Origin of the sequence: Candidatus Hakubella thermalkaliphila (genome assembly GCF_013281975.1) — a bacterium.
Classification (GTDB): Bacteria; Actinomycetota; Humimicrobiia; order Hakubellales; family Hakubellaceae; genus Hakubella; species Hakubella thermalkaliphila.
Genome location: NZ_BLRZ01000012.1, coordinates 1 through 5,520, shown reverse-complemented (window position 1 = coordinate 5,520; position 5,520 = coordinate 1). Strand labels below are relative to the sequence as shown.

Below are 5,520 nucleotides of genomic sequence, written 5' to 3'. Positions count from 1 at the left end.
CTTCACAGATCGTCCCTATCAGACCAGATTGGTGAAAGATTTTGGGGAGTGGAGGATATACTTTCTTATGAAGTTGTCCATGTGGAGGAAAGTGATGAGCTTGTTGGGATTGGCAAAAAACTAATGGAGCAAGCCGGTTTAAGGCCACGAGATGCCTTGCACATCGCCTCAGCAGCGGCGGACAAAGCTGATTACTTCATCACCTGTGATGATAAGGTTCGAAATAAAAAGGTTAAAATCGTCGAGGTTTTAGGGTATGGTTTAAATGTGATGACACCTGTTGAGTATATTAAGAAAAGGGGTGGGGGATAGATGGGCAGATTAATAGTTGACCCAAAGATTTTAAGGAAAGGCTGGAAAGCATTGGTGGAAGAGCTTGGCGTTGTTGATGCAACTAAGTTTGTCTTGGCTTTTGAGCCAGGAGAGGGAGATTCTGTCAAAGAGCTTCAAAAGATGTGGGAAGACAAATCCATCGATGAGATACACACTGAGATAATGAAACTCACAAAACATCGGATGAAAAAGTTTGCTTCCCAGGATGTTAAAGCCAGTATCCATTGATGAGCTCAAAGAGTTTTTGAAAACAAATCAAAATGGTTGATGAAACCGTAGCTGGCTCTTAACTCTTTGTTTATCACAAGTGACATGACCCTTAGTTCCTCCCGCAGCCGCACGTGCTCTGTGATATCACGCAGGTTGCCTATGTAAAGAGTCCTGGGCCGGGCTTCCGTGAAGAGCCTGCTTGCAATTCGGGACGTCTGAAAGTCGCCATCAAAGAGAATATGGTATCATTATTTAGTGGCAAATTTTTGAGGAGAGGTAATTATGAGACAGTACAAAATTATTGTTGAAAAACACCCTGACGGTTATGTGGCCTATCCATTAGGGCTCAAAGGCGTTGTGGTCGGACAAGGGGATACTTATGAAGAGGTATTGTCTGATATAAAATCTGCGATACGCTTTCATATTGAAACCTTTGGAGAAGATGTCCTTGACGGTGAGCCACCTATTCTTGAGGCGTTTGTTGCAGAAGCCAGAGTGTAGGCATCATGCCAAAATTCCCGGTTGATGCTCCGAAACAAAGGGTCATAAAATCACTTGAGATTTTGGGATTCAGGGTAATTCGTGAAAGAGAACATATATCGATGGAACGAGAAAATCCAGATGGAACTAAAACTCCTTTAACCATGCCCAATCATTCTAAAATAAAGGCTTCTACTTTGAGAACAATTTGCACGCAAGCTGGAATTTCAAGAGATGACTTTCTTAATGCTTATGAAAAAACCTAACGGCGGCCTTCAGATAACAGCGGCATAAACGGGAAACTCACAAACCTGACGTTATATGAAATTCCGAACCCGCCAATTAAGAGGTGTAATCCCCTCAAAGATTTGACCTACACGTCTCCAAGTAGTATCACGGAATCCATTCTTCTATTTTTGTGTAATTGCTCAATATCCTGTGGAGAAAACAGACAACTGACAAAAAATGTAAAAAATATCTAAATTTTTACTTCTTCTTGTGATCATCTATTTTGGGGAGTGGAGGATCTATTACCTTCAGGCGCCGTGACTGAATTCTTCTTTCATATGGTTACCCCTTCACGATAAACATTTCGGATAAAAACAGACTCTCGAATTGGGCTATTTCTTAAAGTATCCAAGCTTATTGCTATCGGCATAACTACTACATCATCAGGAAACCCCGCTTCCCACACACAGTCACTTATGTATTTTTCTATTAAATGATTAAGGTAATCCACTACAATCAGAACATCAAGATCTGATTCCTCTGTCGCATTTCCTCTCGCCCTTGAGCCAAATACCCTTACTTGGTGAACTCTTACCCTCTTTGATACGAGATTCCTAAACCTTTCCACTATTTTTAGGAGCAAAAAACAAGGGGCCATTCATCCCCAGCAATAAATTGCGGGGCTTTCTGGGCCTGATTTTGTAATTTTGAAAAGCAATATAAAATATGCAAGGAACATCTATCGCCGATTTCAACATGGCAACATCCACTGGTCAAGGGTGTGGGGTTGTGTGGTTCTGAGCCGGTGGTTAAGATAAAGAGATAAAAGGTAGAGAAATAGTGGAAGAAAAGGTTGAATTTACCAAATATGCACAGTTACAGATGCAAGAAAGAGAGATAAATCATGAAGCTGTATTAGATACTCTCAAATCACCTGGGCAGATACTCTCAGGCAAGAAAGAGAGGAAAATAGCTCAGAAGAAACTTGATCGAGGTGGACAAAAGGGTCTGCTTCGAGTTATTTTTGAAGAAGGAGCCTGTGCCAAGGTTGTGATAACTGTTTGCTGGACGCCAAAAATAGAAAAATACTGGAGGTAAATATGAGGGTAAGATATGATGAGCAAGTGGATATTCTCTATATTCGAATTAAAGAAACACCTTATTATGAAAGCGATGAGATAAGAGAAGGAATCATCATGGATTATGATAAGGACGGCAATGTAATAGGTATCGAGATACTGGATGCCAGTGAATATCTGGCACCAGATGAGCTCGCTACAGTTAAATTCGATATTAGTCGAGCTATTGTTCATCGATAGATGTTTTTTCTGATGAGACAGAATAATCCAGCGAAGGAATGAATTCAACAAATCCATCCAGACAGACAGACAAAACAAACTGACAAAGGATAAGGTGAGATGAAAAAGGCACTAATCACAGGTATAACAGGGCAGGATGGTTCTTGTCTTGCTGAACTGCTCTTATCAAAGGGCTATGCGGTTCATGGACTTATCAGGAGGGCAAGCACCTTTAACACAGGAAGGATAGACCATATCTATACAGATCCTCATATACTAGCGTCATGTCACATTTGCGATGTCGTAATATACCTGGTATGTGCAGATTTGGCGACCGCGATCACCTAGGTAGGGCGCTGCAAATATACCATAGGCTTCAGAAAATCCCTGCATATAATTCAGAAGCTGGAAGCCAACCATTCGAGCAACTCCAGGCTCTCCCGTGGTCCTAACCTTAACGACCAACTTCTTTTTAGCTCTCCTGCTATCTCGACCTCAGCAACAAGATCTGCTCTTGTGCCAGGGTCAAGTGCAACTTTCTTGCGAACCTCTTTTCTTCAGGTAGAGTTTTTCCACTGCCCGCCTGGCCCACAAAGTATCGCAAACGACCACGCTCATCCCTTTGCCCCCTTCTCCTCAAGGGGAAATTCGCATACAACTAATATATAATGTGAAGTGATTGGGCATGAAACTGTAGCCGCGCCAAAGATAGGATTTGAAGATAGGATTTGGAGCAGAAAGGGAGGAAATTGCTCCAATGCAGCCTCTGGAGCTTAAAGAAAAAGTAAAAGAAAATATCAGAAGAAATAAACTGATCGACCCCGGTGCTCTGGTGATTGTCTCGGTATCCGGAGGTCCGGACTCCCTTTGCCTTCTCCACCTTTTGTCTCAGTTAAGGGAAGAGCTCCACTTTGCCATTCACGTCTTTCACTTAGATCATCTGACCCGGGACGGGGAGTCCACCCAGGATGCCCGATATGTGAAATCCGTGGCAGAGAACTGGAATCTACCCGTCACTATGATTGAAGCGGATATAGCGGAGATTTCCAAAAGGGAGAGAAGATCCTTTCAGAGCGTAGCCAGAGAGATAAGGAGAAACCATCTTCTTCAGTTGGCGGATAGCTTAGGAGCCAGTCGCATCGCTACGGGACATCAGGCTGATGACCAGGTGGAGACATTCCTTTTCCGACTTTTGCGGGGTTCTGGTCCCAAAGGATTGGGAGGCATGAACTACAGAGAGGGCAAACTTATAAAGCCCCTTCTCAATGTCTGGCGTCGGGAGATCGAGAACTATTGTCAGGCAGCAGGCCTGAGTCCCAGAATGGACTGGACTAACCGGGAGATGAAATATGAGCGAAACCGGATCAGAAACCAGCTCATTCCCTATCTGGAGAGGGAATTCAGCCCGGCTCTCCGGGACATAGTCTTCAGAACGGCCGAGATATTGAGAGATGAGGAAGAAGTGATGGATTCTCTGGCCGAGGAACTTTTCCAGAATCTGGCAGTTGTCAGAGAGGAGTCAGTCCAGTTTTATGTAAAAGAGCTGGCCCGCCAGCCGAGGGCACTGGTAAGAAGAATCTTAAGGAGGGGCATTCAACGGGTGAAGGGAGAGCTGCTTGATGTTGACTTCCTGCCTCTGGAGGAAGTAGCCCAGGCCCTGGAGGCGGATGAGTCTTTTCATATCCTGATGGAAGGTGGTCTGGAAGTTTACCGGGAGTATGATAGAATTGTGGCGACTAAAAGGTCCGTGTCTGGAGAGTCTGACCTCAGAGAACGAGAACTGCCTTTAGAAGGAGAGCTGGACATTCCCGAAGCAGGTCTGGTACTAAAAACCAGAGAAATGGATTATAATAGAGAAAGTCCAATTCCTCAGGGTAATACCGTATGGATGGATTTGGACAAAATAGTTCCTCCCCTCAAGGTAAGGGGCTGGAGGGGGGGAGACCGTTTCATACCTCTGGGGATGAAAAAGATCAAAAAGTTACAGGACTTCTTCGTCGATAGCAAGGTACCCAGGAGGGCCAGGAAGCGGGTTCCCATCGTGGAGGATTTCCATAAAATAGTCTGGGTAGCTGGGCTAAGGATGGACCAGCGGGTCAGGATCGATGGGGACACCAAAAGAGTATTGGAGATAGAACTCCGTAGGGTTGGATAGAAGGGGATAATGGAAGAGGAAGCAGGAGAAGTCCTTATCTCCAGAGAGCAGATAGAGAAGAGAACCAGGGAGTTAGGAGAAGAGATCTCCCGGGACTATAAGGGAAAAGATCTGGTCTGTGTGGCTATTTTAAGAGGGGGTTTTATATTTATTGCTGACCTGTGCCGGTACATTAAGATTCCTGCTCAGTTCGATTTTATGGCCGTATCGAGTTACGGAAATAGGACCCAGAGCTCCGGCGTGGTCAGGATAGTGAAAGATCTGGATGTGAATATCCGGGGAAGGGATGTCCTGGTTGTGGAAGATATCGTGGACACCGGGCGGACCATTCGTTATCTCCATGACAATCTTCGGACTAGAGAACCCAAAAGTCTGGAAATCTGTACCCTTCTGGATAAACCAAAAGAGCGGATTGCCCAGGTCAAGATAAAATACGTAGGTTTTTGCATCCCCTCCAAGTTTGTAGTCGGATACGGTCTGGATTATGCCGAGGACTACCGTCACCTTCCTGACGTCCGCATCCTGGATCCCGAGTATTGCCAAAGCTAGAGCCTCCCAGACCTTCGGGCCAAATTGAAGTAGTGGGCAGGCTGTGATAGTATATAAGTAGAGCTATAGGTGATTAAAAACGGCTAATCAAAAGAGCAAACCCAAAGTGAACAATTTTAGAAGGTTGACCAATAATTTTATATTGTTGGCTTTTCTGCTCATACTGATGCTCTTCCTCTTTAGAAGTCAGATATTTGTGGCTCCTGATATGCAGGATTTTACCCTTAACCGTTTTGAGGAGGAAGTGACTCAGGGCAATGTGGAGAA

9 protein-coding genes and 1 pseudogene are annotated in these 5,520 nt (G+C 44.5%); 9 read left to right on the top strand and 1 reads right to left on the bottom strand.

Going from position 1 to position 5,520, the window contains the following annotated elements; translation table 11 throughout:
• From HW443_RS02155 to HW443_RS02140, 4 genes are all read left to right on the top strand, one after another.
• Positions 1-312 (top strand): PIN domain-containing protein (locus tag HW443_RS02155; RefSeq protein ID WP_176235262.1); only part of this gene is annotated, 312 nt, incomplete at its 5' end.
• Complete coding sequence (locus HW443_RS02150; protein ID WP_176230924.1) at positions 313-561, top strand: hypothetical protein; 249 nt, start codon at positions 313-315, stop codon at positions 559-561.
• Positions 562-825: 264 nt separating this feature from the next.
• Complete coding sequence (locus HW443_RS02145; RefSeq protein ID WP_176230923.1) at positions 826-1,044, top strand: type II toxin-antitoxin system HicB family antitoxin; 219 nt, start codon at positions 826-828, stop codon at positions 1,042-1,044.
• Between the two features lie 5 nt (positions 1,045-1,049).
• The gene (locus HW443_RS02140) at positions 1,050-1,289 is read left to right on the top strand and encodes a type II toxin-antitoxin system HicA family toxin (RefSeq protein ID WP_176230214.1); all 240 of its coding nucleotides are present in this window, start codon (positions 1,050-1,052) and stop codon (positions 1,287-1,289) included.
• 296 nt (positions 1,290-1,585) lie between these two features.
• Here HW443_RS02140 and HW443_RS02135 read toward each other — a convergent pair whose 3' ends face one another.
• Positions 1,586-1,909, bottom strand: coding sequence for a nucleotidyltransferase domain-containing protein (locus HW443_RS02135; protein ID WP_176237865.1), 324 nt, complete (start codon positions 1,907-1,909; stop codon positions 1,586-1,588).
• 182 nt (positions 1,910-2,091) lie between these two features.
• Here HW443_RS02135 and HW443_RS02130 point away from each other — a divergent pair, with 182 nt between their 5' ends.
• The 5 genes and pseudogenes from HW443_RS02130 (at position 2,092) to hpt (ending at position 5,253) form a co-directional block, all read left to right on the top strand.
• Positions 2,092-2,349, top strand: coding sequence for a DUF4258 domain-containing protein (locus HW443_RS02130; protein ID WP_176230921.1), 258 nt, complete (start codon positions 2,092-2,094; stop codon positions 2,347-2,349).
• Between the two features lie 2 nt (positions 2,350-2,351).
• Entirely contained in the window at positions 2,352-2,570 is a 219-nt protein-coding gene (locus HW443_RS02125) for a DUF2283 domain-containing protein (RefSeq protein ID WP_176230920.1), read from the top strand.
• Between the two features lie 99 nt (positions 2,571-2,669).
• A pseudogene (locus tag HW443_RS02120) lies at positions 2,670-2,822 on the top strand (GDP-mannose 4,6-dehydratase); the annotation flags it as partial.
• A gap of 442 nt (positions 2,823-3,264) precedes the next feature.
• Positions 3,265-4,704 (top strand): tRNA lysidine(34) synthetase TilS, encoded by a 1,440-nt coding sequence (gene tilS, locus HW443_RS02115; protein WP_176230919.1) that lies wholly within the window; start codon positions 3,265-3,267, stop codon positions 4,702-4,704.
• 9 nt (positions 4,705-4,713) lie between these two features.
• The gene (hpt, locus tag HW443_RS02110; protein WP_176229763.1) at positions 4,714-5,253 is read left to right on the top strand and encodes a hypoxanthine phosphoribosyltransferase; all 540 of its coding nucleotides are present in this window, start codon (positions 4,714-4,716) and stop codon (positions 5,251-5,253) included.
• Positions 5,254-5,520: the final 267 nt, after the last annotated feature.